Consider the following 23,991-nt stretch of genomic DNA (forward strand, 5'->3'; position numbering starts at 1 on the left):
ACATGGATATCCGCGCCGCAGAAATCTCGAAGGTCATCAAGGACCAGATCGCCAATTTCGGCTCCGAGGCGCAGGTCTCGGAAGTCGGCCAGGTGCTTTCGGTCGGTGACGGCATCGCGCGCGTCCACGGGCTGGACAATGTCCAGGCCGGTGAGATGGTCGAGTTCGCCAACGGCATCCAGGGCATGGCGCTCAACCTCGAAGCCGACAATGTCGGCGTCGTGATCTTCGGCTCGGACGCCGAGATCCGCGAGGGCGATACCGTGAAGCGCACCGGCACCATCGTGGACGTGCCGGTCGGCAAGGGCCTGCTCGGCCGCGTGGTCGATGGCCTCGGCAATCCGATCGACGGCAAGGGCCCGATCTTCTACGAGAAGCGCAGCCGCGTCGAAGTGAAGGCGCCTGGCATCATCCCGCGCAAGTCGGTGCACGAGCCCGTGCAGACCGGCCTCAAGGCGCTCGACGCGCTGGTGCCCGTCGGCCGCGGCCAGCGCGAGCTGATCATCGGTGACCGCCAGACCGGCAAGACCGCCGTCGCGATCGACACCTTCATCAACCAGAAGACCGCGAATGCGGGCGACGACGAGAATGCGAAGCTCTATTGCATCTACGTCGCCGTCGGCCAGAAGCGCTCGACCGTCGCGCAGATCGTCCGCCAGCTCGAAGAGAATGGTGCGATGGAATATTCGATCGTGGTCGCCGCGACCGCGTCGGAGCCCGCCCCACTGCAGTATCTCGCGCCCTACACCGGCGTCGCGATGGGTGAATATTTCCGCGACAACGGCATGCATGCCGTGATCGTGTATGACGACCTTTCCAAGCAGGCCGTCGCCTATCGCCAGATGTCGCTGCTGCTGCGCCGTCCGCCGGGCCGTGAAGCCTATCCGGGCGACGTGTTCTACCTGCACAGCCGCTTGCTGGAGCGCGCTGCCAAGCTGAACGATGCCAATGGCAACGGCTCGCTGACCGCGCTGCCGATCATCGAGACCCAAGCCGGCGACGTGTCCGCCTACATTCCGACCAACGTGATCTCGATCACCGACGGCCAGATCTTCCTCGAAACCGACCTGTTCTTCGCGGGCATCCGCCCGGCGATCAACGTCGGCCTTTCCGTGTCGCGCGTCGGTTCTTCGGCGCAGACCAAGGCGATGAAGAAGGTCGCGGGCTCGATCAAGCTGGAGCTGGCGCAGTATCGCGAAATGGCCGCCTTCGCCCAGTTCGGTTCGGACCTCGACGCCTCGACGCAGAAGCTGCTCAACCGCGGCGCGCGCCTGACCGAGCTGCTCAAGCAGCCCCAGTTCAACCCGATGCCGTTCGAGGAGCAGGTCGCTTCGATTTTTGCCGGCACCCAAGGTTATCTGGACAACCTGCCAGTGGAAGCGGTGACCCGTTTCGAGGCCGCGTTGATCGCCGACCTCAAGGCCAATCATCCTGAGGTGCTGACCACGATCCGCACCACCAAGGATCTGGGCGACGAGGTCAAGGGCAAGCTGAAGGCTGCGCTCGACCAGTTCGTGAAGACCTTCGCGTAACCGGAAACGACCCTCTCCCCGCCGGGGAGAGGGTATGGAGAGCGGCCTAGTGCCGCTCTCCTGATGGAAGGCCCCTCTCCCCCGCCCTCTCTCCGCAGAGGGAGAGGGAGTAAGAAAGAAGAGACGACCAGGAATGGCCTCGCTCAAAGCGCTCAAGCTTCGCATCAACTCGGTGAAGTCGACGCAGAAGATCACCAAGGCGATGAAGATGGTCGCCGCGGCCAAGCTGCGCCGCGCGCAGGAAGCCGCCGTCGCTGGCCGCCCCTACGCGGAGCGGCTGGAAAAGGTGATGGCCAGCCTCGCCTCCAAGATCGTCGTCGGCCCCCAGAGCCCCAAGCTGCTCGCCGGCACCGGCCGCGACGATGTACATCTGATCATCGTCGCCACCTCCGAGCGTGGCCTTGCCGGCGCGTTCAACACCAACATCGTCCGCGCGGCGCGCCGCAAGGCGGACGAACTGGTCGCTGCCGGCAAGACGGTGAAGTTCTACATCGCCGGCAAGAAGGGCCGTGCGGTGCTCAAGCGCTTCCACGCCAAGCAGATCCTGCACGACCAGGAAATGGGTCACATCAAGAACGTCGCTTTCGCCGATGCGAAGATCGTCGCCGACGACGTGATCGCGCGCTACGAGGCCGGTGAGTTCGACGTCGCCCACCTGTTCTACGCGAAGTTCGTCTCCGCGCTGGTGCAGGAGCCGACCGGCCAGCAGATCATCCCGGTGCCGTTACCCGCGGGCGACAAGGCAACGGGCGCGACCGGTGCGGTCGAATATGAGCCGGACGAGGAATCGATCCTGGCGGATCTGCTGCCCAAGAATGTCGCGATCCAGATCTTCCGCGCACTGCTGGAGAACGCCGCGTCGGAACAGGGCAGCCGGATGAACGCGATGGACAACGCCACGCGCAACGCGGGCGACATGATCAATCGCCTGAGCATCCAGTACAACCGGACCCGTCAGGCGGCGATCACCACCGAACTGGTCGAAATCATTTCGGGCGCCGAAGCGCTCTAACGGCACAAGAAGGCAAGGACTGAGACCCATGGCAACCGCCCCCACCTCCACTGGCCGTATCAGCCAGATCATCGGCGCCGTCGTCGACGTGAGCTTCGATGGTCACCTGCCGGCGATCCTTTCGGCGCTCGAGACGAGCAACAACGGGAACCGTCTCGTCCTCGAGGTCGCGCAGCACCTCGGCGAGAACACCGTCCGCACGATCGCGATGGACTCGACCGAGGGCCTGACCCGCGGCCAGTCCGTGACCGACACCGGCGCGCAGATCTCGGTACCGGTCGGCCCGGCCACGCTCGGTCGCATCCTCAACGTCGTCGGTGAACCGATCGACGAGCGCGGCCCGGTGGCCACCGAACTGCGCGCGCCGATCCACGCGAAGGCGCCGGAATTCGTCGACCAGTCGACCGATAACTCCATTCTCGTCACCGGCATCAAGGTGATCGACCTCCTCGCGCCTTATGCGAAGGGCGGCAAGATCGGCCTGTTCGGCGGCGCCGGTGTGGGCAAGACCGTGCTCATCCAGGAACTGATCAACAACATCGCGAAGGGCCATGGCGGCACCTCCGTGTTCGCCGGCGTCGGTGAGCGTACCCGCGAGGGCAACGATCTTTATCACGAGTTCCTCGACGCGGGCGTCATCGCCAAGGATGCCGACGGCAACCCGATCACAGAGGGTTCGAAGGTGGCGCTGGTGTTCGGCCAGATGAACGAGCCGCCGGGCGCCCGTGCGCGCGTCGCGCTGTCGGGCCTGACCATCGCGGAATATTTCCGCGACCAGGAAGGCCAGGACGTGCTGTTCTTCGTCGACAACATATTCCGCTTCACCCAGGCGGGCGCAGAAGTGTCCGCTCTGCTCGGCCGTATTCCTTCGGCCGTGGGCTATCAGCCGACCTTGTCGACCGACATGGGGGCGCTGCAGGAGCGCATCACGTCGACCAACAAGGGTTCGATTACCTCGGTGCAGGCCGTCTACGTGCCCGCCGACGACTTGACCGACCCGGCGCCGGCTACCTCCTTCGCCCACCTCGACGCGACGACCGTGCTCAGCCGCGCGATTTCGGAGCTGGGCATCTACCCGGCCGTGGATCCGCTCGACTCGACCAGCCGCGTTCTTGAGCCGCGCGTTGTCGGCCAGGAGCATTACGAAACCGCCCGCGCCGTCCAGTCGCTGCTGCAGAAGTACAAGTCGCTGCAGGACATTATCGCGATCCTGGGAATGGACGAGCTTTCCGAAGAGGATAAGCTGACCGTGCAGCGCGCCCGCAAGATCCAGCGCTTCCTCAGCCAGCCGTTCCACGTCGCCGAGGTGTTCACCAACATCCCGGGCAAGTTCGTGCAGATCGAAGACACCATCAAGTCGTTCAAGGCGGTGGTCGACGGCGAATATGACCATCTGCCGGAAGCGGCCTTCTACATGGTCGGCGGCATCGACGAAGCCGTCGCCAAGGCGCAGAAGCTGGCCGCCGAAGCGGCGTAATGAAGGACAAGCCCCTCCCCCTCAGGGGGAGGGGTTAGGGCGGAGCCTGTCGCTTGCTCGCAAGCTGATGTGCCTGCTCCAGCGTCCCCCACCCCAACCCCTCCCTGAAGGGGAGGGGCTAAGGAAGATAAAATGGCACTGCATTTCGAACTGGTGACCCCTGAAAAGCTCGTCCGCTCGGAAGAGGTCTACATGGTCGTCGTCCCCGGCACCGAAGGTCAGTTCGGCGTGCTCCAGGGCCACGCACCGTTCATGTCGACCGTGAAGGACGGCGCGCTCAAGATCTACCGCACCGAGGGCGCAGCGCCCGAGATCCTGCAGGTGGAAGGCGGCTTTGCCGAGGTCAGCGAAAAGGGCCTGACCGTCCTCGCGGACCGCGTGATCGAGGGCTGATAGACCAGCCGATCGGTACACGACCGAACATCGAAAGGGCCGGCGCGCTGCGTCGGCCCTTTTCGTTTACCCTACCCGGTCCAGCCGTTCGGACAGCCGGTCCAGCCGCGCGATGATCTCTTCATCGATCTTGGCGTGGATGCGCAGGATTTCCAGTTCGGCGCGCAGATTGACCTGATAGTCGAGCTTCGCCGTCATCCGATCCTTCGCCGCCTGCCGGTTCTGGCTCATCATGATCACCGGTGCCTGGATCGCCGCGAGCGTCGAGAGCATCAGGTTGAGGAAGATGTAGGGATAGGGATCGAACGCCATCCCGAAGCGGGCGAGCACATCGCTGTTGAGCAGCATCCAGCCGAACAGCACCAGCGCGAAGCCGATGATGAAAGACCAGGATCCGCCGATTGCCGCCACGCGGTCGGCCAACCGGTCGGCGAAGTCGGCATTGGCGTCATCGAGATCGCTCGCATCCTGTGCGATTGGCACGCCAGCAGCGATGCCGGACAGCACCGTCTGCTCATCATGCTCGAGATCCTTGAAGGCTCTCCCGAGCAGGGTGGCCGCGAGTTCGTTCTTCCGCTGCTCCACCGCGATCTCCGTTATTCTGCGCGCCTGCCCCGCCGTGTCACGAAATCGCGCGTGCGTCAGTCACACGAAGGTGTAGCCCGCCCCTTGTCAGGAACGCCATTCGGGGCGCAGCAACCCGTAGAGCAGGGTGTCGCGCACGCCGATATGCGTTTCCCATTCCTCGCGCAGCCGGCCCTCGAGGCGGAATCCCAGCCGCTCCAGCAACCCGACCGACCCGGCATTGTCGGGATCGACATCGGCGAAGATCCGCCGCGCGCCCTCCGCGAAGGTCCGGTCGATCACGCCCGATACCGCCTCCGCGGCGATCCCCCTGCCCCGCGCCCGCGGCACGAGGATGTAGCCGATCTCGAACACCGCAGCCCGCCGTTCGGAGAGGTTGACCCAGCCGAGCGCGCGATCGTCACCATGCTCGGTGATCGCCCAGCATCGCCACACCTTCTCCTCGACATTGACGCGCACATAAGCCTCGGTCTCAGCGAGCGAGGTGCGTGGGCCGCTCGACCACCAATGCATCGTCACCGGGTCCGACAGCGCCGCGTGCAGCGCCTCGGCATCGGCCAACTCGATCGGACGGAGGCGGAGGCGCGCCGTGTCGATCGAGGGAAAGCGGCTCATGCCGTCAGCGCGGCGACGAGTGCCTTGACCTTCTTCTGGCGCCATTGCGGCAGCGGCGCGATCAGCCAGAAGGCCTTGGCAGTCGGGCGGGGTTCCCCCAGCGAGACGATGCGGCCGGTGGCAAGATCGCCCTCGGCGAGCAGCGCGGGCACATTGGCACGGCCGAAGCCGGCAGCGGCGGCATCGATGGCGAGGCCGGCGTCGGCGACGCGCAGCGCCGCGGCGCCATCCTCTCCAGGGCAGCCCGGCCAGTGGATCGGCATCTCGCCGGCGTCGGCCGCCCCGACGGTGACAAAGGCACCGTCCGCCAGCTTCACTCCCTCATGCTCCCCCGGTCCGTCGACCAGACGAATGGCAAGGTCGAGATTGGCCTCGGTGAAATCGAGGTCACTGTCCGCCGCGATCAGCACGAAGCGCAGTTCGGGATCGGTGCGGCCATAGGCGGCGAGGCGCGGCGCGAGCCATTTGGCGGTGAAGTCGCGCGGTGCGGCGATGGTCAGTGCCTTGGACGATTGGCCCGCCTGCATCGCCCGCACTGATTCCTCGAACTGGAGGAAGCCGGCACGCAGATTGTCGAGCCCCGCCTCCGCCTCGGGCGTCAGTTCCAGACCTTTGGGCGTGCGACGGAACAGCACAACCCCCAGCGTGTCCTCCAGCGCGCGGATCTGCTGGCCGACCGCCGCCGGCGTCACCGCCAATTCGTCGGCAGCGCGCGTAAAGCTCAGATGGCGCGCGGCGGCGTCGAGCACGCGCAGGCCGTTGAGCGGAAGATGGGTACGCTTCATTCCCGGCTGGTCCTGTTATCTCGTTCAGTTCGCGACCGCTGGTGCGGTCAGCGGAAAGCGCGGGATGGCGACGTCGAAGGTCGATCCATCCTCACCGATCATGTGATAGCTGCCCTTCATATAACCGGTCGGCGTCGTGAGTGGACAGCCGGACACATAGTCGAATGCGCCGCCGGGCACGATCAGCGGCTGTTCGCCAACCACGCCCTCACCTTCAACCTCATGCTGCGCGCCGCGGCCGTCGGTGATCCGCCAACGACGGGTCATGAGCTGTACCGCCATATCTCCCTCATTTTCGATGCGGATATGATAGGCCCAGAACCAGCGCCCGCGCGCCGGCTCCGACTGCTCGGGCAGGAAGCTCACCGAAACGCGCACGGTGATCCCCCGCGTCGTTTCGGCGTGGGGGAAGAACGCCTTCACAGCCCGACGGCGCTCAGCGCCTGGTCCAGATCAGCGATCAGGTCCTCCGGATCCTCCAGCCCTACGTTCAGCCGCAACATGCCCTCACCCACGCCCATCTCCTCGCGCGCCTCCGGCGCCACGCCGCTGTGCGTGGTGGACGAGGGGTGCGTCATCAGCGAGCGAGAGTCGCCGATATTGTTGGAAATGTCGATCAGTTGCAGCGCATCGAGCAGGCCGTGCGCCTGGGTGCGGCCGCCATCGAGAACGATCGCGAAGATCGGTCCGCAGGCGGACATCTGCCGCATCGCCAGTTCGTGCTGCGGATGACTGGGCAGGCCGGGATGCAAGATTGTCGGCACACGGCCTTCGAGGAAGCGGCCGACCGCCAGCGCATTCTCGCTCTGGCGCCGGATGCGCAGGTCGAGCGTCTCAAGCCCCTTCAGCACCACCCAGGCGTTGAACGCGCTGAGCGTCGGCCCGGTGTTGCGGTGGAAGGGCAGCAGCGTGTTGGTAATGAAGTCCTCGGTGCCGCAGATCGCGCCGGCGAGCACGCGGCCCTGCCCATCCATCATCTTGGTCGCAGAATAGGCGACGACGTCCGCACCGAACTCCATCGGCTTTTGCAGAGCCGGCGTGGCGAAGGCATTGTCGACCACCGTGGCGATGCCGGCATCCTTTGCGATCGCGCACACCGCGGCGAGATCGACGATGTCCATCGTCGGGTTGGCCGGCGTCTCGAAGAAGAAGACTTTCGTGTTGGGGCGGATCGACGCCTTCCATAGTTCGGTTTCGCGCGCATCGATCACCGTCGTCTCGACACCGAAGCGTGGCAGCAGCGTGTCGACCAGCCAGCGGCACGAACCGAACGCGGCGCGGGCTGCGACGACATGATCGCCGGACTTGAGCTGACACAGAAGAGCGGCGGTCATCGCCGCCATGCCTGATGCGGTGCAACGTGCTGCCTCTGCACCTTCCAACAGCGCGATGCGATGCTCGAGCATCTCCACCGTCGGGTTCTGCAACCGGCTGTAGGTCATGCCCTGCTGCTCGCCCGCGAACCGCGCCGCGGCGTCCGCAGCGCAGTCATAGGCATAGCCCGAGGTCATGAAGATCGCCTCGGAGGTCTCGCCCCATTCGGAGCGCATCGTGCCACCCCGCACGGCCTGGGTGGCGGGGCGCCAAGTGTTGGTGACGCTGCGGTCCTGTCCGGTATGCCTCTTCATGCGGGCCGCTTTGCGCCGGGCAGGCGGCGGCCGTCAATCCGGGATCATGAGCACTGCGCACACGGTCGATGCGGGCGACACGTTACAGGCGTTACGCTTGCGCAACATTTTTGACGTATTGTTGTAATATTGCAACGGGCGGCGGAAAAGCGGCGGCAGACTCACGCGGCTATTAGGCACGGCCCCGCCCTTTTGGCAGGATGAGCCATCGATCCCACGCTTATGGTGAGGGTCGTCGGATTTCAGGGAATCCGACTAGTAGGGGTAAAGTAGCGTGAGAACATCGTTCCTGAAGGGCGCCCTCAGCGGCGCAACCTGCCTGACCGCCTTCGCACTGTCGTTCGGCACCGCGCATGCGCAAAGCACCGATCCACAAACCGCGACAACGCCCGCTGACGAAAGCAATGATCCGCAGGCGATCATCGTCACCGGTTCGCGCATCCGTTCGGCGAACCTCGAGTCGACCAATCCCGTCACGGTGGTCACGGGTGAGCAGTTCTTCCAAACCGGCCAGGTTTCCGTCGGCGACATCCTCAACGAGTTGCCGCAACTGCGCAACACGTTCAGCCAGCAGAACTCGACCCGCTTCCTCGGTACGCGCGGCCTCAACCTGGTCGACCTTCGTGGCCTCGGATCGGTGCGCACCCTCGTCCTGGTGAACGGCCGCCGCCACGTGGCCGGCGACATCCTGTCGACCGGCGTCTCGGTCGACACCAATACGATCCCGACCGACCTCATCGAGAGCGTCGAGGTGCTGACCGGCGGCGCATCTTCGATCTACGGTTCGGACGCGATCGCGGGCGTGGTCAACTTCAAGCTCAAGAACGACTATGAGGGCGTTCAGGTTCGCGGCCAGACCGGTATTTCCAAGTATAAGGATGCGGGCAACCAGTATATTTCCGTCCTGGCCGGCACCAACTTCGCCGACGGGCGTGGCAATATCGCCGTCAATCTCGAATATTCGCACCAGTCGCAATATGATGCGACCGGTCGACCGCTGGCGCGGAACGACGGCTTTGTCGTCACCGACACCGATCCGGCGAGCGCACCGAGCGACGGCATCGCCGATCGCACATTCTATCGTGACATCCGCTCCGCGACCATCTCGCTCGGCGGTCTGACCGCGTTCCGTTATGGCGGCGCGAACGGGCCTTGCGGTGGCGCCGGCGGCTCGGCCTTCACCTGCACATCGCTTTTCCAGCCTGGTGGTTCGCTCGTTGCCCAGACCGGCACGCGCGTCGGCATCGGTCCCAACGGCAGCTTCGTCGGCGGCAACGGCACCACCAGCCGCGAAGGCGAATTGCTGACGCTGTCTCCGGACCTCAAGCGGTACTCGGCCAATCTCATCGGTCATTTCGAAGTCAGCCCGGCGTTCGTGCCGTTTTTCGAAGCCAAATATGTCCGCACCGAAGCGAGCGGATCGGTGAGCGGTCCCTTCTTCTCGCAGGGTCAGACGCTGCAGGACGGTGTGGTCATCGACGGCTTCGCCGATCGCTCATTCTCCAATGGCGGCGGCGCGGTGAACCGTGAAGGTATCCGGCTGGACAACCCATACCTGTCGGCCGCCGCCCGCGCCAACCTTTCAGCGCAGTTGATAGCCGCGATCAACTCGGGCGTGAACCCCAACACCGGTGCGGCTTTCCGGACGGCGACCAACACCGCCGAACAGGCGGCAGCCAACCAGGCCGCCGCGCTCGCGCAGGTTGGCGCAGGCACCTATCGGTTCGGCCTGCGTCGCAACTGGGTCGATCTCGGCATTCGTGACGAGCAGATCCGGCGTGAAACCTATCGCGCGGTGGTCGGCGTTCGCGGCGACTTCAACGACACCTGGAACTACGAAATCTCGGCCAATTACGGCGAGTTCAAGGAACGCAACCTCATCCAGGGCAACGTCAACACGCAGCGTTTCCTGCTTGCCCAGGATGCGGCCGTCGATCCTGCGACGGGCCAGATCCGCTGCCGTGCCCAGATCGACCCGCGCTATGCCGGTGACGACATCGGCGGCGATCCCTCGGTGCTGGCTGCCGACATCGCCGCCTGCGTTCCGCTCAACCCGTTCGGGCAGGGTTCGGTCAGCGATGCCGCGCGCAACTATCTGCTGGTGCCTTCCATCGCGACCGGCAAGATCACGCAGTTCGTGGCATCCGCCTTCCTGGCCGGCGATTCGAGCAAGTGGTTCGAACTCCCCGGTGGCGCCGTCGGCTTCTCGGTGGGCGCTGAATATCGCCGCGAGACCAACCGCTACGATCTCGATGACCTGACGCAGGCGGGTTACGCGTTCTACAACGCGATTCCCTCCTTCACTGCGCCGTCCTTCGAGGTGAAGGAAGTCTATGGCGAGTTGCGCGTGCCGCTGCTCAAGGACATCCCGTTCATCCAGGAATTGACGCTTACCGGTTCAGGGCGGATCGCCGACTACAAGGGCGCGACCGGCACCGTTTATGCCTATGGCGGCGGTATCGACTGGCGTCCGATCGACGACCTTCGCTTTCGCGGGACTTATTCGCGATCGGTGCGTGCGCCGAACCTCTCGGAACTCTACTCCGCGCAGGGGCAGAATTTCGCTCCGAACTTCGTCGATCCCTGCTCGGCCCGCAATATCGGCACCGGCTCCGCCAACCGCGCCGCGAACTGCGCCGCAGCCGGGGCTCCGGCAGGCTACGACTATGTCTATTCGTCGTCGCTTGAGACGCTGTCGGGTGGCAACCCGCTGCTGGAGGCCGAGAAGTCCGATTCCTACACCGGCGGTGTGGTGTTCCAGCCCAAGTTCGTGCCGGGGCTTTCGATCTCGGTCGACTATTTCGACATCACCGTGAACAACGTGATCTCGTCGGTGAATGCGCAGCAGGTTGCCAACCTCTGCTATGACTCTGCGTCGTTGAACAACCAGTTCTGCGCGCTGTTCCAGCGCGCTGGCGCCGGCGGTGGTCCCAACGGCGAACAGGCCTTCCAGATCATCGAAGGCACGCTGCTCGAATCCGCGGCCAACTTCGCGAAGCTGAAGGTTCGTGGTGTCGACACGGCGGTCAACTATCGTCGTGACTTCGGCTGGGGCTTGCTGAACCTCGGCGTGATCTGGACCCGCACGCTCCAGAATGACGAGTTCACTAATCCGGACGATCCCACCTTCCGGGACCGGATCCTGACGGAACTCGGCGATCCGAAGAATGAGGTCAATCTGAACAGCAGCCTCAAGGTCGGCAAAGTCACGTTCGGCTATCAGATGCGCTGGATCGACAAGATGTACCTCAACACCTACGAGGATTACAACGAGCTGAACGGCCTTCCGCCGCAGAACACCGACTTCGCGCCGGTTTCGCACTATCCGGATGTGTTCTACCACGATCTTCGTCTCGACGTGGAAGCGACCGATCGGTTCAACATCTATCTGGGCGTCGACAACGTCGCCAACAAGATGCCCCCGTTCGGCCTGACCGGCGTCGGCAACGGCCTCAACACCGCTGCCAACGGCGGCGCAGGCATCTACGATGTGCGCGGCCGCTATATGTATGCGGGCGTGGTCGCCAAGTTCTGATCGAACTGACAGATCAAGGCTTTGGGGCCGGTGGAGCGATCCACCGGCCCTTTTCTTTGGGCAGTGGGCAGGGCAAGTACGGCGACATGAGCAGCGACACCGAAAGAGCGCTCGTCGCTCTCGACCGCGGACAGGTGCGCGACGCGATCTCGATCGCGCAGGAGGGCGCGGCGCAGGGTGATGCGGACGCGCTGGCGCTGGTGGCGCAATGGCGCCTGATCGGACAGCCGCTGGATCGCGATCTGCCGGAGGCGCGCCGCCTCTTGCGCGCAGCGACACGCGCGGGACATGAAGATGCCGCGCTGATGGAAGCGGCGTTGACCGCCAACGGCACTGGGGCACCTGCGGATTGGCCGGCCGCGCTCGCCCTGTTGCGCGACGCCGCCGCGCGCCACGGCGGCGTGGCGGCACAAGACCTGGCGCTGCTCTCCGCAATGGCGATCGACGCGCAGGGGGCTCCGCTCGCGCTGCCGGAGACGGAGGTCGTCGGCAAAGACTATCACGTGCTGCGCTGGCGCAACTTCGTCACGCCTCAGGAATGCGCGCATATCGCTACATCGGTGAGGGACATACTCGGTCCGTCGGTCGTGGCGGATCCGCGCACGGGTCGATCCATGGCGCATCCCATCCGCACCTCGTCCGCCGCAGTCGTCGGGCCGACACGTGAGTCGTTGCCGATACAGGCGATACTCCGCCGCATTGCAGCCGCAACTGGAACGGCGGTGGACCAGGGCGAGCCGCTGAGCATTCTGCATTATGCGCCAGGACAGGAATATCGGGAGCACATGGACGTCCTCCCCCACCAGCCGAACCAGCGCATCGTCACGGCGCTGATGTACCTGAATACCGGCTATGTCGGCGGCGAGACGCTGTTCCCCAGTCAGCGCCTGTCTGTTGTGGGGCGGGCCGGCGAGATGATCGCCTTCCGCAACGTGCTTGAGGATGGCGCGAGCGATCCGCGGAGCCGTCACGCCGGCGCCCCGATCCGTCAGGGTGTGAAATGGGCGGCCACCCGCTGGATCCGCAGCCGCAGTTTCAACGTCTGGAATCCGGGCGGCTGAACCCTGCGCCACCTGGTCGCGGTATTGATCATCGGCGTCGCGCATATCAATGCAGTGATGAAGATGGAGACGATCGCCGAATCGTCCGCGCTCGGGGGAACAGAGGTGGGAGAATTCGTGTCTCGTGCTGCTGGCGGGCGCACCGCTCCTTCTGCGGTTCGCCGCGTAGCATGGCTGAACGGACTCAGCGCGAGCCGCGCTGCGGTGTTTCTTCTCTTCGCATCGCTGCTGCTGTTCGGGCTGCGGATCGATCAGCCCGATGTGATCGTCTTCGACGAGGTTCATTATGTTCGTGCCGCGCGCGTGCTGCTCGCGCTTGAGGCGCCGGTCAACATCGAGCATCCGCTGCTCGCCAAGGAACTGATTGCGCTCAGCATCGCGCTGTTCGGCGATCAACCGGTTGCTTGGCGGCTGCCCAGCCTGTTGGCCGGCGTCGCGACGGTGCTGGCAATGTTCCGCATTACCTGGCTGCTGTTCGGCAGCGTGCGCGCTGGGCTGCTCGCCGGCATTTTTGCCATGCTCAACCAACTGGTCTTCATCCAGGCGCGGATCGCCATGCTCGACGGCGTGATGGGCGCATTCCTGCTGTGGGGTATCGCGCTGGCGTTGGGCGCCGCGCTGGGCGAACGGCGTTACACCTCGCTGGTCGGAGCTGGGCTCTGCTTCGGCCTGGCGATCGGCGCCAAATGGGCGGCGCTGCCTTATGCGGCGGTCGCCGGGCTCGCCTTCGTCGGCATGAAGCTGTTCGCCGGCGCACGATCATGGCGCGGCATCGGGCTGATCCCCGGCGCGCTGCTGATGGCCGGTGCCATGGCGATCGCCTATTTCGCCACGTTCATCCCCGCCTTCTTCTATCATTCGCAGCCGCTGACGCTGGCGACCCTGCTGCCGTTCCAGCTCGATATGTACCGCCAGCAGACGATGCCGCTGGCACACCACACTTACCAAAGCGAATGGTGGGAATGGCCGCTGATCCGCCGGCCGATCTGGTATTTCTACGAGCCGGTGGAGGGTGTCCAGCGGGGTGTGTTTCTCGTCGGAAATCCGGCGATCATGTATGGCGGGCTGCTCGCGGTCGGCTTCGCGCTGTGGACCGGCATTCTCCACCGCAACCGCGCACAGCTCTTCGCAGGGCTGCTCTGGGTTTTCTCGATGGCGCTGTGGATCATCATCCCGAAGAAAATCGGCTTCTATTATTATTACTATCTGCCGGCGTTGTTCCTGTGCATCACCTTGGCGGGCGCCTTCCGGCAGGAGATCAAGGACGGCGGGAATCCTTATTCGCCCTTCCTCTTCACCGCGCTGGCGGGCGGGCTGTTCGTCTATTTCTATCCGATCATCGCCGCTGTGCCGTTGCCGAACGATCAGGCCTTCCACTTCTGGATGTGGTTTCCGACCTGGCCGTAGCCGCACGACGCGTCAGTAGCGTCCCCAGGTGAAGCGGCTCGACAGCGCAAAATTCCACACCGCGCCGACCAGCACGCCGGCCAGCGCCGATACACCCCACAGCACGTGGCGATATTCGAAGAGGAAGGCCGCCACGCCGACATTGGCCAGCGCCCCCAGCCCGCAGACGAGACAGAAGGATATCCAGCCGCGCAGCAGCGCCCGCGCGCCGCGCAAACGGCGGTCGCGGTAGGTGAAGAGGTTGTTGAGCCAGAAGTTGAACGTCATCGCGACCAGTGTCGCCACCGCCTGCGCAGCGGCGAACGACATCGTCAGCCCCTCGAACATCGCGGTCAGCGCCGCGAAATGGACGAGGATGCCGGCCGCCCCCACGCTGGCGAATAGCGCAAAACGCACCGGCACGATGCGGCCGAGCAGCTTTTCGTAGAGCGCGATCAGATATTCGAGCGCAACGACATGGTCGAGCTTGCTCTCCCCCTCGATACGCTCGCGAAAGACATAGCCGAGTTCGGCGACACGTAGCGGCTGCGATGCGGCGGTGAGGATATCGAGCAGGATCTTGAAGCCGATCCCCGACAGCCGCGGCGCCAGCGCGCGAAACGCCTCCGCCTCGATCATGAAGAAGCCGCTCATTGGATCGGACAGCTCTGCCTTGAGCACCATCGTGCTCAACCCTGCGGCGAAGCGCGACTTGGCCAGCCGGTCGCGGTCCCATTCGCCGGTGCCTCCGCCTTCTGCAAAGCGGGTGCCGACGACGAGATCGACGCTCCCCTCCCGCAAGCGCGCGAGCATCCGCGGCAACAGGCTCTCGTCATGCTGGAGGTCGCCGTCGATCACCGCGACATAGGGTGCTGCGGTCGAAAGCATGCCTTCGATGCAGGCCGAGGAGAGCCCGCGGCGCCCGATCCGTTCGATCACCCGCACCCGCCGGTCGGTCAGTGCCAGCCGGCGCGCCACCTCTGCCGTGCCGTCCGGGCTGGCATCGTCGACGATGATCGCTTCCCAGGCGATGCCCGCCAGCACCACGTCCAGCCGCGCGATCAACGTCGCGACATTGCCCGCCTCGTTGAAGGTCGGGACGACGACGGCTAGCGCGAGCGGCGGATCGCCGGCCACCTGGGAGCGCCGCTTACCGGAGCGCGCGGATCACAGCGTCGCCCATCTCGGTGGTCGTCATCGACCCGCCGAGATCCGGGCTGCGCGCGCCGGCCGCCAGCGCCGCCGCCACCGCGGCCTCGATGCGATCGGCATCTTCGGGCTTGCCCAGCGAGTAGCGCAGCATCATCGCCGAAGACAGGATCGTCGCCAGCGGATTGGCCTTGCCCTGTCCGGCGATGTCGGGTGCAGAACCGTGGATGGGTTCATACAGCCCCTTGCCCGCGCCATCGAGCGCGGCAGAGGGCAGCATGCCGATCGAGCCGGCGCACATGCTCGCTTGGTCCGAAAGGATGTCGCCGAACAGATTGCCGGTGACGATCACGTCGAACTGGCCGGGATTGCGCACAAGCTGCATCGCCGCATTGTCGACATAGAGATGGCTGAGCTCGACTTCGGGATATTCGGCGGCGATTTCGGTGACGACGTCGCGCCAGAGCTGCGAGGTTTCGAGCACATTGGCCTTGTCGACCGAGGTCAGTTTGCCGCGACGGGCACGGGCGGTCTCGAAGCCGACGCGGGCGATGCGCGCCACTTCGGACTCGTCGTAGGACATCAGGTCATAGCCCTGGCGCAGCCCCTCGGGCGTGGTGCGCATGCCCTTCTCCCCGAAATAAACGTCCCCATTCAGTTCGCGCACGATCACCATGTCGATCGCGCTGGCCACTTCGGGGCGAAGCGCCGAAGCGTCCGCAAGTTCGGGGAAGAGCTTGGCAGGGCGGAGGTTGGCGAACAGCCCCAGCGCGGCGCGCAGGCCGAGGATCGCCTGCTCGGGCCGCAGCCGCCGTTCGAGCCGGTCGCAGTCGGGATCGCCGACCGCACCGAACAGCAGCGCGTCGGCACGTTTCGCGAGCGCCAGCGTCGCCTCGGGCAGCGGATGGCCTTCGGCCTTGTAGGCGGCGCCACCGACCGGGGCGGTTTCATAGCTGAGATCGGCAACGCCCGCCGCGTCGAGCACGCGCACCGCCTCGGCGATGACTTCCGGCCCGATACCGTCTCCGGGCAGCAGTGCGACGAGCATGTGGATCTCCCTAATTCCTGATCGCGCGACCCCATGCCCGCACAGCGGAGGAGGCGCAAGGGGCGCTCAACCCGCCGCGCGCTTCAACCGCATGACAAGCCGTTCGCGCGCCGCCAGCACCTCGGCGCGGCGGCCGGTGAGGAGGTCGTCCAGCCGCATGCCGGTGCGCTCCAGCGCGGCGAAGATGCCCGGCCAATCCTCCTGCACCAGCCGTTCGGCGCCCGCCTCGGCGCCATAGCCGAGCTCGCGCAGCAGCAGTTGCTCATAATGCGCGAGCGAGGCCGCCCAGCCCCGCGCCGTCGGCGCCGCCTCGATCGCCGCCAACACGCCATCCAGCGCGGCATAGAGCGCTGGCACCGGCAGTCCTTCGGGCAGGGTTGCGGCGGAGAGCGCAGTAACCCAATCGATCGCGACGGCGGCAAGCGGCTCCGACAGCAGCGGAGCGCGGCTTTGCAGCAGTTCGATGGTGAGCCCGGCCAACTGCGCCTCGGATCGCGCCCGGAATTCCGCTTCCACCAAGTTGCCCGGGATCAGCACCGGCCGCAGCCGCCGCGATCGCCCGCCGCGGACATAGCCCGCCAGCAGCCCGTCATTCGGCGTCAGCGCCCGCACGATCGCACCATGCTCGCCATGGAGGCGGATAGAGCAGATAATGACGGCAGCGCGGATGTGCATTGAGCCGGGTTAGGGCGACGCGGCCGGGGGTCAATGGGGTTTGAGCGACGAAATGTGCGGACATCGGCGACGATGCCTCCGCGCCAAAGCGCACCATCCGTCTAACCGGTTCCTGCGGCAGCGCCAGCCGAACTGCCACATGTCCGCGCTCAGTATCATGCCCTGGAATTTGGAACGTGGTGCTCTCGGGGCCATAATCTGCCACATACTCTCATCGAACCTGGTCCGCTTTTGGTGTCAGATCGATCGTGTAGAGGCCCGGCTTGCCCTGCCGAACGCCTATGCTGCTGCCGGCAGAAGCAGCATGCGCGAAGACTCCCATACCGGGATGTTCGATGAAGCCGTCAATCTGTTGATTTCACAAGGCTGAGCGGCCGTCTGATTCAGTCCGAAGTGGAGTTTCCCCCGAGCGCTCGTGCATAAGGATCGAGCATATCCGAGTGAACAGGGAAGGAACTGACATGGCGATCGACTGGGACAGGATCACCCGCGAGCTCGGGGCAGCGGTGATCGCCGTGACCGACGACCTTCTGGCCTCGATCGGTCGGCAGCGGCCTTATGCAATCTGCCTGCTGACCGATGGCGATGGCGGCAGCGTAGGCTTCTGGGCGGCAACGGAGGATGATTTCCGACGCCGGCTGGCCGCAGAGGCACAGGCGGAGGAAATGACGCCGGATTATGAAGCCTATCTGCGCTGGACGCCAGAGGAATGGAGCGAGGATGCGCATGGCGACGGTTTCATGCGCGGCGTCAGCAAGAAACTGTTCGCCGAGGTGATCGGCGGCACCGCTTCACCCGACCATTTCGACCGTACGATTGCCGCGATGACCGACGCCCTCGCCCATCTTCGTGCCGAGCGCGCGGATGCGCTGGGCCAGGTCATATTGTTCGCAAGCGTATCCGACAGCGACGACGCCGACGCGATCGAGAATGCCTCGGTCGCGCGGCTCAACCCGCCGGCTTTGGCGTCGACGTTCCGCGGCGGCTAGAACACTCGGCCGATCGACGCGGCGGGGTGGCGGCAGGCCGCCCCCTTACCCGCCCGCATGGAAGAAGTCATACACCGCCTGCGCCATGGCCGCCGAGACGCCCGGCGCCTTCTTCAGATCTTCGAGCGCGGCGCCGCGCACAGCCTTGGCGGAGCCGAAGTGGAGCAGCAGCGCCTTCTTGCGCGCGGGGCCGATGCCGGGGACTTCGTCCAGCGGACTCGCGGTGATCGCCTTGGCACGCTTCTGGCGGTGCGCGCCGATCGCGAAGCGGTGCGCCTCGTCGCGCAGACGCTGGAGATGGAACAGCACCGGTGAGTTGACCGGCAGGGTCAGTTCGCGGCCATCGGGGAAATGGAAGATCTCGCGCCCGGCGTTGCGGTCCGGCCCCTTCGAAACGCCGACAAAGGGCACATCCTCGATGCCCAGCGCATCGAGCACGCCCTTCACCGCACTCACCTGCCCCTTGCCGCCGTCGATCAGCAGCAGGTCCGGCCACTCGCCGCTCTCCCGATCGGGATCCTCGTCCAGCGCACGGCCAAATCGGCGCTCCATCACCTCGCGCATCATCGCGAAGTCGTCGCCCGGCACGGTTTCTTTCCTGCGGATATTGAACTTGCGATAGCTGCCTTTGCGGAAGCCCTCGGGCCCGGCGACGACCATGCCGCCCAGCGCATTGGTGCCCTGGATATGGCTGTTGTCGTAGATCTCGATGCGGTCGGGCGGGCCTTCCAGTTCCAGCAGTTCTCCGATCTCGCGGAAGATGCGTGCCTGAGTGGTCGATTCGGCCAGCCGGCGGTCGAGCGCTTCCACCGCGTTGCGGCTGGCCTGATCCATCAGCCGGCGGCGGTCGCCGCGCTGGGGCACCGAGACGGTCACCTTGTGGCCGGCGCGCTCGCACAGCGCCTCGCCGAGCAGTTCGGCCTCAGGCAGCGCGCGGTCGGTGAGGATGGTGCGCGGCGGCGGCACTTCCTCATAGAATTGCATCAGGGTGCTCGCGAGCACCTCATCCTCCTCCACCTCGGCGGTGTGCGCGGGGAAGAAAGCGCGATGGCCCCAATTCTGGCCGCCGCGGATGAAGAAGGCCTGCACGCACATCGTGCCGCCCTTGTGCGCCAGCGCAAACACGTCGGCATCGCCGACACCCTCGGCATTCACCGCCTGGCTGCCCTGGATGAAGGTCATCGCGCGCAGCCGGTCGCGCAGTACCGCCGCCTGTTCGAAGTCGAGATTCTCGCTGGCCTTCTGCATGGATTCCGCCAGCTTGGCCTGAACCTTGGTCGATCGTCCCGAGAGGAAATCCCGCGCGTCGCCCACCAGTTCGCGATAGCCGGCCTCGTCGATCCGCCCGGTGCACGGCGCGGAGCAGCGCTTGATCTGGTAGAGCAGGCAGGGGCGATCGCGATTGTTGAAGAAGCTGTCGGTACAGCTTCTGAGCAGGAACAATTTCTGCAACGCGTTGAGCGTGCGCCCAACCTCCCCCGCGCTGGCGAAGGGCCCGAAATAGTCTCCCTTGAAGCGCCGCGCACCGCGATGCTTCTGGATGCGCGGGAATTCGTGGTCTGACCGCAGCAATATGAACGGGAAGCTTTTGTCGTCGCGCAGCAGCACGTTGTAGGCGGGGCGGAAACGCTTGATGAGCTGCGCTTCCAGCAGCAACGCCTCCGCCTCGTTGTTGGTGGTGACGATCGTCATCGACCGGGTCTGCGCGACCATCCGGCTCAGCCGCTTTGGCAGCCGCGCGACCTGGGTATAGTTGGTCACCCGGTTCTTCAGGCTGCGCGCCTTGCCAACGTAGAGCACGTCGCCGCGCGCATCCTGCATGCGATAGACGCCAGGGCGCTGCGGCAAGGTCTTCACCACCTCCCGGATCGCCGCGACGCCCGCCTCGATATCGGGCGCGTCAGATCCGCGGATGGCGTAGGTGGCTTTTTCCTCGTTGAAACGATCGGGGCTTTGGGGCTTCTCGGACACGAGGCCGATTTAGGCGCTCCGGGCGGCAGCCGCCAGCCCGCTGTGAGGGGAGCAACCGCGCGTGCCGCCGATCACGATCCTCCAGTCCTATGAAGCGCCGTCGACCCCCGTCTGGATCGCGCGCTGCCTCGACTCAGTCAGGCGCTGGGCCGACGCGCACGGCTATGGCTATAGCTTCACCGATCGCTTCTTCGCGGCGGTGCCGCACTGGTTCCGCACGATCTGCGGACCCGAGACCGGCCCGATGACCGACATCGCGCGGCTGGTGCTGATGCAGCGGCTGTTCGATCGCGGCGCCGGTTTCGTCGTTTGGATCGATGCCGATGTGCTGATCTTCGATCCCGACGCGCTGACGATCGACCCGACATTGGGTTTCTTCGGCATCCGTGAACGCGCGCTGCTGCTCGACAATGATCGGCGTCCGACGATCGGCCCCGAGAATGTCAACGGCGCGATCCTCGGCAGCACACCCGACAACCCGCGCTTCGCCACCTATCGCTGGGCGGTCGAGGAGGTCGTTCGCCGTCACACGGACGGCCCGATCCCCCGCACGATCGCGGGCCCGCGTCTGCTCACCCGCATGGCAACCCGCCATCCCTTCGTCGCGATCGACCATGTCGGGCTTCTGACGCCCGCGATGATCACCGAGATCGCCGCCGCCGGCTCAGACCTGTGCCGCCGCTATATGACGGCGTTCGGATCGCCGCTCGCTGCCGCCAACCTCTGCCATTTCTATCGCGACGCCGTGAACGAAGACCGTCGCCGCCGCTTCGATGCGGCGATGGACCATGCGATCAGCCTGCTGGTCGAGACGCGTGGAGGCGTGATCAACGATCTCCTTGATACAGCCAAGGCTTGTACGCCTGCCGGCTCAGTCCGATCTGAAGGGGCATGACGCAATCGCTCCGCAAAGCCTCCTTCCCTCTCGTCGCCGATGCCGATACGCGACTGCTGGTTCTCGGCAGCCTGCCGGGCGAGAAGTCGCTGGCAGCGGGTGAATATTACGCCAATCGCGGCAATCATTTTTGGCGGCTGATGGCACTGGTGACGGGCGAGGACTTGCCGGCGCTACCCTATGACGATCGCCTGGCTGCCCTGCTTCGTCGAGGCATCGGATTGTGGGATGTGATCGCCGACGCAACCCGCGCCGGCAGCCTCGATAGTGCAATCCGCGATCCCCGCGTGCGAGACCTCACCGCGGTCGCACAATCCTTGCCCACGCTCCGCGCAATCGCGTTCAACGGTGGTACCGCGGCGCGGCTGGGGCTGCTCCAGCTCGGACCGGCGGCGGAGAGCTATGAAATCATCCGGCTGCTGTCCAGTAGTGGGGCATGCGCCGTCACCACCGCCGTGCGCCACGCGGATTGGCTGCGGCTCCGTCTCTTTGTCAGCACCGACTAGCCGCCAGTTCAATGTTCCTGTAATGTTCTAGGCATGGCAACGAGTCGCGCCGCGCCCGACCTGCCGCCGCGACCGCTGCGCTGGCTGTTCCTCGACCTGAACAGCTATTTCGCCAGCGTCGAACAGCAGCTCGATGTCGGCCTGCGCGGCCGACCTATCATCGTCGCGCCCGTGGATACGGACACAACCGTTGCCATCGCAGCATCGGTGGAGGCGAAGCGCTTCGGCATCGGCACCGGCACGCCGGTGTGGGAGGCCAGGCAGCGTTGCCGCGACATCATCGTCGTGCCCGCACAGCACAGCCGCTACGTCGAGTTCCATGACGCGATTATCGCGGAGGTGTGGAAGCACATTCCCATCACACGCGTCTGTTCGATCGACGAGGTCGCCTGCCGCCTGCTCGACAATGAGAATAGTGAGGCCGAAGCCCGCGCGCTCGCAGCCCGGATCAAGGCCGGCATTTGCATCAATGTGGGCGAACGCCTGACCTCATCGATCGGCATCGCGCCCAACCGGCTGCTCGCCAAGCTGGCATCCGACATGATGAAGCCGGACGGTCTCGTGGTGCTGTCCGCCGACATGCTTCCCGATCGCCTGTTCGATCTGAAGCTCACCGATATCGCCGGCATCGGCGCGAAAATGGAGCGCCGGCTGGCGCGCGAGGGAATCAACGATATCGCCGAACTCTGCGCGCGCCGCCCGCGCGATGCCGGGTCGGCGTGGGGTGGCGTCAACGGCGACCGGCTGTGGTGGCTGCTGCACGGGGTCGAGTTGCCCGAGAAACCGACACAGCATCGCACCGTCGGCCACAGCCACGTGCTGTCGCCGCGCAACCGGGGACCGGAACCGGCGCGGCTCACCGCCCGCCGCCTCGCGCTGAAGGCGGCGAGCCGGCTGCGCCGCGAGGGCTATCGCGCGCGGTTGCTCGTGCTCCACGTCCGCTTCGAGGATGACAAGAGCGCATGGCGGATCAGCCGCCGCCTTCCCTCGACGCAGGACAGCTTCGCGATGCTCGCCGCGCTTGAGCATCTCTGGCCGCAACTCGTCGCCACCGGTCGCGCTCGCCCCGGCGGCTTCCGTCTGCGAATGGTCGGCGTGACGCTGGCTGAGATCGAGCCTGTGGCGGGTGAACAGGATTCGCTGTTCGCGCTGCTCGCGCCAAACGATCCTCTCGCGCGCGAAACGCGCACCTTGTCGCTCAGCCGCGCCATGGACAGGATCAATGAGCGCTTCGGCCGTAACGCGGTAACACTCGGGCCATTAACCGGCGGCCGGGTCGATTCGGTCGGCACGAAGATCGCATTCGGCAGGATTCCAGAAATGGCGGAATTTCATGAGTAAAACTTGTGCACCGCAAAAAATTTTTCACCGCACGACGCGGCAGTCGAGATCATGCCCGAACACGGCAGCCCGACTATTGCTCATGTCGTGAGCCGGCGTTCTGCCAGTGGTTTCAAGCTGCTCCTTGGCCGCGCAGTGAAACAAGGCACGCGGCGGCACTCCGGCGATTTCTCACCAAACAGTCGCTGCATAGCGGCATAAAGCGTTTCAACTTGACACTCATATTTCGCCGCGCGCGCATGCGCGCACTCTATTTATATTTTGCCCGTGAGGCTCTTGATCACAGCAGGTCGAATCCGGGTGTGGCAGGGTGGTGCCATCAAGTTGTAACATTGTTACAGTTGACGCACTGCGACGCGCACTTCATTCCATGGGTGCTATGACCATGAAGCATTCCCTTCCGCTTGCCGCAATGGCGGCCCTCCTCGCGCTTGCCGGCTGCGGCGGCGAAACCTCCACCACCGTTGACACGGCGAATGACGCAGAGAGCGCCGAGCTGAACACGGCAAACGTCGCGACGCCGATGCCGCTGATGATCAAGGCGCAGAAGATCTATCGCTGCAAGGACAACAGCGTCGCTTATGTCGACTTCATGACCGACGATATGACGGCCAATCTTCGTACCGAAAAGGACGGCAAGGCCAATGTGCTGAAGGCGGCGGCAGCGGGCGAGGTTTTCGAGGCCGATGGCGTCAAGCTGGCCGGCAATGGCGAGGAAGTCACGATCACGCTGCCCGGCAAGGGCGCGCAGAGCTGCCACACCAAGTAATCCGATCACAATCGATCTGATTGGATGGGGCCGCCGGAGCGATCCGGCGGCCCCATCTGATTTCGGCGCCCGAAAGAGTGGCGACGGGCGATTTCCAGCTATTGCAAACGTGCCCACCTGCACGCGCAGCAGGATCGGGCGAGCGTCAGCATCTACGCCAATCAGCATAATCGCCCAGGATGGTGGCAGGAAGGCCATCTCCCCTCGGAACCAGGAAAACGACGTCTGCTGGAGTACGGATGATGATGCAAAGCAAGATAAGCCCGATCGCGACGGCCGCCGCCCTGCTAGCAATGCCCATCCCCGGGTTTGCCGCGGACGAAGGCACAACGCTTGCCGATTTCCAGGTGGCTGGCCGACAGCGGCTGCTGCGCGCCGACGCCGATGGCGACGGCAGGATCAGCAAGGAAGAATGGGCCGCGGGCCGCAAGAATGCGAAGCGCGACCCCTCCCGCATGTTCACCCGGCTCGATGCCAATGGTGACGGTCAGTTGGAAGCAAGCGAGCTCGACGCCCTGCTCGCGCGCCGCTTCCAGCGGATCGATGCCGATGGCGACGGTTCGATCACGCCCGACGAACGCGCGGCGGGCAGGAAGGCCGCAGACGATTGAGGTCCGCTGTGCGGCCGAAGTTGGGCCC

The 23,991-nt window shown here is 65.2% G+C and carries 23 protein-coding genes; 14 read left to right on the forward strand and 9 right to left on the reverse strand.

Annotation, left to right across the window (positions count from 1 at the left end):
• Nucleotides 1-2: 2 nt before the first annotated feature.
• From atpA to FHS96_RS07950, 4 genes are all read left to right on the forward strand, one after another.
• Entirely contained in the window at nucleotides 3-1,532 is a 1,530-nt protein-coding gene (gene atpA / locus FHS96_RS07935; RefSeq protein WP_429588956.1) for a F0F1 ATP synthase subunit alpha, read from the forward strand.
• 133 nt (nucleotides 1,533-1,665) lie between these two features.
• A complete protein-coding gene (locus FHS96_RS07940; RefSeq protein WP_429588958.1) occupies nucleotides 1,666-2,544 on the forward strand; it encodes a F0F1 ATP synthase subunit gamma in 879 nt (292 codons plus the stop codon).
• A 28-nt stretch (nucleotides 2,545-2,572) separates the two neighbouring features.
• Entirely contained in the window at nucleotides 2,573-4,021 is a 1,449-nt protein-coding gene (gene atpD / locus FHS96_RS07945; RefSeq protein ID WP_429588960.1) for a F0F1 ATP synthase subunit beta, read from the forward strand.
• A gap of 132 nt (nucleotides 4,022-4,153) precedes the next feature.
• Nucleotides 4,154-4,414: an ATP synthase F1 subunit epsilon gene (locus FHS96_RS07950; protein ID WP_429588962.1), complete on the forward strand. Its 261-nt coding sequence runs from the start codon at nucleotides 4,154-4,156 to the stop codon at nucleotides 4,412-4,414.
• A 66-nt stretch (nucleotides 4,415-4,480) separates the two neighbouring features.
• On the opposite strand, the gene FHS96_RS07955 is transcribed toward FHS96_RS07950, so the two are convergent.
• The 5 genes from FHS96_RS07955 to FHS96_RS07975 form a co-directional block, all read right to left on the reverse strand.
• Nucleotides 4,481-4,999 carry a DUF1003 domain-containing protein gene (locus tag FHS96_RS07955; protein WP_429588964.1) on the reverse strand — a complete coding sequence of 173 codons (519 nt, stop codon included), beginning with the start codon at nucleotides 4,997-4,999 and terminating at the stop codon, nucleotides 4,481-4,483.
• An 87-nt stretch (nucleotides 5,000-5,086) separates the two neighbouring features.
• The gene (locus FHS96_RS07960) at nucleotides 5,087-5,614 is read right to left on the reverse strand and encodes a GNAT family N-acetyltransferase (protein ID WP_429588966.1); all 528 of its coding nucleotides are present in this window, start codon (nucleotides 5,612-5,614) and stop codon (nucleotides 5,087-5,089) included.
• Nucleotides 5,611-6,399: a LysR family transcriptional regulator gene (locus FHS96_RS07965; RefSeq protein ID WP_429588968.1), complete on the reverse strand. Its 789-nt coding sequence runs from the start codon at nucleotides 6,397-6,399 to the stop codon at nucleotides 5,611-5,613. The genes FHS96_RS07960 and FHS96_RS07965 overlap by 4 nt, the downstream gene beginning before the upstream one ends.
• 24 nt (nucleotides 6,400-6,423) lie before the next feature.
• Nucleotides 6,424-6,822, reverse strand: coding sequence for a Co2+/Mg2+ efflux protein ApaG (apaG, locus tag FHS96_RS07970; protein WP_429588970.1), 399 nt, complete (start codon nucleotides 6,820-6,822; stop codon nucleotides 6,424-6,426).
• On the reverse strand, nucleotides 6,819-8,027 hold the full coding sequence (locus FHS96_RS07975; protein WP_429588972.1) for a trans-sulfuration enzyme family protein: 1,209 nt from the start codon (nucleotides 8,025-8,027) through the stop codon (nucleotides 6,819-6,821). Before FHS96_RS07975 ends, apaG begins: the two co-directional genes overlap by 4 nt.
• A gap of 274 nt (nucleotides 8,028-8,301) precedes the next feature.
• Between FHS96_RS07975 and FHS96_RS07980 the strand changes: the two genes are divergently transcribed.
• The 3 genes from FHS96_RS07980 to FHS96_RS07990 all read left to right on the forward strand — a co-directional run bounded on the left by FHS96_RS07980 (nucleotide 8,302) and on the right by FHS96_RS07990 (nucleotide 14,030).
• A complete protein-coding gene (locus tag FHS96_RS07980) occupies nucleotides 8,302-11,562 on the forward strand; it encodes a TonB-dependent receptor domain-containing protein (protein ID WP_429588974.1) in 3,261 nt (1,086 codons plus the stop codon).
• A gap of 86 nt (nucleotides 11,563-11,648) precedes the next feature.
• A complete protein-coding gene (locus tag FHS96_RS07985) occupies nucleotides 11,649-12,623 on the forward strand; it encodes a 2OG-Fe(II) oxygenase (RefSeq protein ID WP_429588976.1) in 975 nt (324 codons plus the stop codon).
• 204 nt (nucleotides 12,624-12,827) lie between these two features.
• Nucleotides 12,828-14,030, forward strand: coding sequence for a glycosyltransferase family 39 protein (locus FHS96_RS07990; protein ID WP_429588977.1), 1,203 nt, complete (start codon nucleotides 12,828-12,830; stop codon nucleotides 14,028-14,030).
• A 12-nt stretch (nucleotides 14,031-14,042) separates the two neighbouring features.
• Here the strand turns inward: FHS96_RS07990 and FHS96_RS07995 are convergent, their stop codons facing one another.
• From FHS96_RS07995 to recO, 3 genes are all read right to left on the reverse strand, one after another.
• Nucleotides 14,043-15,146 carry a glycosyltransferase family 2 protein gene (locus FHS96_RS07995; RefSeq protein ID WP_429588979.1) on the reverse strand — a complete coding sequence of 368 codons (1,104 nt, stop codon included), beginning with the start codon at nucleotides 15,144-15,146 and terminating at the stop codon, nucleotides 14,043-14,045.
• A gap of 13 nt (nucleotides 15,147-15,159) precedes the next feature.
• Complete coding sequence (leuB, locus tag FHS96_RS08000) at nucleotides 15,160-16,206, reverse strand: 3-isopropylmalate dehydrogenase (protein ID WP_429588980.1); 1,047 nt, start codon at nucleotides 16,204-16,206, stop codon at nucleotides 15,160-15,162.
• A gap of 66 nt (nucleotides 16,207-16,272) precedes the next feature.
• Nucleotides 16,273-16,881 (reverse strand): DNA repair protein RecO, encoded by a 609-nt coding sequence (gene recO / locus FHS96_RS08005; protein ID WP_429588981.1) that lies wholly within the window; start codon nucleotides 16,879-16,881, stop codon nucleotides 16,273-16,275.
• A 139-nt stretch (nucleotides 16,882-17,020) separates the two neighbouring features.
• Here recO and FHS96_RS08010 point away from each other — a divergent pair, with 139 nt between their 5' ends.
• The gene (locus tag FHS96_RS08010; protein ID WP_429588983.1) at nucleotides 17,021-17,251 is read left to right on the forward strand and encodes a hypothetical protein; all 231 of its coding nucleotides are present in this window, start codon (nucleotides 17,021-17,023) and stop codon (nucleotides 17,249-17,251) included.
• A 91-nt stretch (nucleotides 17,252-17,342) separates the two neighbouring features.
• Nucleotides 17,343-17,870 carry a DUF4303 domain-containing protein gene (locus FHS96_RS08015; protein WP_429588984.1) on the forward strand — a complete coding sequence of 176 codons (528 nt, stop codon included), beginning with the start codon at nucleotides 17,343-17,345 and terminating at the stop codon, nucleotides 17,868-17,870.
• Between the two features lie 45 nt (nucleotides 17,871-17,915).
• On the opposite strand, the gene uvrC is transcribed toward FHS96_RS08015, so the two are convergent.
• Nucleotides 17,916-19,841: an excinuclease ABC subunit UvrC gene (uvrC, locus tag FHS96_RS08020; RefSeq protein WP_429588986.1), complete on the reverse strand. Its 1,926-nt coding sequence runs from the start codon at nucleotides 19,839-19,841 to the stop codon at nucleotides 17,916-17,918.
• A 61-nt stretch (nucleotides 19,842-19,902) separates the two neighbouring features.
• Between uvrC and FHS96_RS08025 the strand changes: the two genes are divergently transcribed.
• The 5 genes from FHS96_RS08025 (at nucleotide 19,903) to FHS96_RS08045 (ending at nucleotide 23,963) form a co-directional block, all read left to right on the forward strand.
• Entirely contained in the window at nucleotides 19,903-20,736 is an 834-nt protein-coding gene (locus FHS96_RS08025; RefSeq protein WP_429588987.1) for a hypothetical protein, read from the forward strand.
• Nucleotides 20,733-21,242, forward strand: coding sequence for a DNA-deoxyinosine glycosylase (locus FHS96_RS08030; RefSeq protein ID WP_429588989.1), 510 nt, complete (start codon nucleotides 20,733-20,735; stop codon nucleotides 21,240-21,242). The genes FHS96_RS08025 and FHS96_RS08030 overlap by 4 nt, the downstream gene beginning before the upstream one ends.
• 33 nt (nucleotides 21,243-21,275) lie before the next feature.
• Nucleotides 21,276-22,583, forward strand: coding sequence for a Y-family DNA polymerase (locus tag FHS96_RS08035; protein ID WP_429588991.1), 1,308 nt, complete (start codon nucleotides 21,276-21,278; stop codon nucleotides 22,581-22,583).
• 385 nt (nucleotides 22,584-22,968) lie between these two features.
• On the forward strand, nucleotides 22,969-23,352 hold the full coding sequence (locus FHS96_RS08040; protein WP_429588993.1) for a hypothetical protein: 384 nt from the start codon (nucleotides 22,969-22,971) through the stop codon (nucleotides 23,350-23,352).
• A gap of 245 nt (nucleotides 23,353-23,597) precedes the next feature.
• A complete protein-coding gene (locus FHS96_RS08045) occupies nucleotides 23,598-23,963 on the forward strand; it encodes an EF-hand domain-containing protein (RefSeq protein WP_429588995.1) in 366 nt (121 codons plus the stop codon).
• Nucleotides 23,964-23,991 lie beyond the last annotated feature (28 nt).

Origin of the sequence: Sphingomonas zeicaulis, assembly GCF_050433225.1 — a bacterium.
Classification (GTDB): Bacteria; Pseudomonadota; Alphaproteobacteria; order Sphingomonadales; family Sphingomonadaceae; genus Sphingomonas_D; species Sphingomonas_D zeicaulis.

Bases quoted from the DNA above. Each gene is read 5' to 3' on its own strand.
- FHS96_RS07985 (WP_429588976.1), top strand. From the start codon at position 11,649: ATGAGCAGCGACACCGAAAGAGCGCTCGTCGCTCTCGACCGCGGACAG.
- FHS96_RS08030 (WP_429588989.1), top strand. From the start codon at position 20,733: ATGACGCAATCGCTCCGCAAAGCCTCCTTCCCTCTCGTCGCCGATGCC.
- FHS96_RS08010 (WP_429588983.1), top strand. From the start codon at position 17,021: ATGTCCGCGCTCAGTATCATGCCCTGGAATTTGGAACGTGGTGCTCTC.
- FHS96_RS08035 (WP_429588991.1), top strand. From the start codon at position 21,276: ATGGCAACGAGTCGCGCCGCGCCCGACCTGCCGCCGCGACCGCTGCGC.
- FHS96_RS08040 (WP_429588993.1), top strand. From the start codon at position 22,969: ATGAAGCATTCCCTTCCGCTTGCCGCAATGGCGGCCCTCCTCGCGCTT.
- FHS96_RS07960 (WP_429588966.1), bottom strand. From the start codon at position 5,614: ATGAGCCGCTTTCCCTCGATCGACACGGCGCGCCTCCGCCTCCGTCCG.
- FHS96_RS08015 (WP_429588984.1), top strand. From the start codon at position 17,343: ATGGCGATCGACTGGGACAGGATCACCCGCGAGCTCGGGGCAGCGGTG.
- FHS96_RS07940 (WP_429588958.1), top strand. From the start codon at position 1,666: ATGGCCTCGCTCAAAGCGCTCAAGCTTCGCATCAACTCGGTGAAGTCG.
- FHS96_RS07975 (WP_429588972.1), bottom strand. From the start codon at position 8,027: ATGAAGAGGCATACCGGACAGGACCGCAGCGTCACCAACACTTGGCGC.
- FHS96_RS07965 (WP_429588968.1), bottom strand. From the start codon at position 6,399: ATGAAGCGTACCCATCTTCCGCTCAACGGCCTGCGCGTGCTCGACGCC.
- atpD (WP_429588960.1), top strand. From the start codon at position 2,573: ATGGCAACCGCCCCCACCTCCACTGGCCGTATCAGCCAGATCATCGGC.
- FHS96_RS08045 (WP_429588995.1), top strand. From the start codon at position 23,598: ATGCAAAGCAAGATAAGCCCGATCGCGACGGCCGCCGCCCTGCTAGCA.
- leuB (WP_429588980.1), bottom strand. From the start codon at position 16,206: ATGCTCGTCGCACTGCTGCCCGGAGACGGTATCGGGCCGGAAGTCATC.
- FHS96_RS07950 (WP_429588962.1), top strand. From the start codon at position 4,154: ATGGCACTGCATTTCGAACTGGTGACCCCTGAAAAGCTCGTCCGCTCG.
- recO (WP_429588981.1), bottom strand. From the start codon at position 16,881: ATGCACATCCGCGCTGCCGTCATTATCTGCTCTATCCGCCTCCATGGC.
- atpA (WP_429588956.1), top strand. From the start codon at position 3: ATGGATATCCGCGCCGCAGAAATCTCGAAGGTCATCAAGGACCAGATC.